This window comes from Rhodococcus sp. ACPA1 (assembly GCF_002300195.1).
GTDB lineage: Bacteria > Actinomycetota > Actinomycetes > Mycobacteriales > Mycobacteriaceae > Rhodococcus_F > Rhodococcus_F opacus.
The window spans coordinates 1-369 of the sequence record NZ_NSDX01000042.1 but is presented as its reverse complement, the minus strand read 5'-3'; the positions used below and the strand labels follow the sequence as shown (position 1 = coordinate 369).

The following is a 369-nucleotide window of genomic DNA, read 5'->3' as shown; positions in this document are numbered from 1 at the left end:
GACCGGTGACATCGACTGCGATGTCGTCGTGATCGGCGGCGGCGGGGGCGGCATGTCGGCCGCCATCCGCCTCGCCGAGAAGGGCGTCGACGTGGTGCTCCTCGAGGCGCAGACCCTCGGCTGGGGCGCCAGCTCCCGCAACGCCGGATACATCACGAACTCGGTCGCCGCCGATCCGGAGCTGTTGGGTTTTCTGCTGAAGCGCGAGCGGCTGCGCGACCTCTACCGGTACGCCGAAAACGCGGTGCACTTCGCCGAGGACGCCATCACCCACTACGGGATCGACTGCGGCTACCAGCAGGAGGGCATCGTGATGGCCGCCGTGTCCAAGGGGCAGCTGCGGCACGCGCGCCGCAATGCGAAGGTCAT

The 369-nt window shown here is 68.8% G+C and carries 1 protein-coding gene; it reads left to right on the top strand.

The window, feature by feature from the left end; genetic code table 11:
- Positions 1–369 (top strand): FAD-binding oxidoreductase (locus CJ177_RS46600; protein ID WP_143548841.1); only part of this gene is annotated, 369 nt, incomplete at both ends.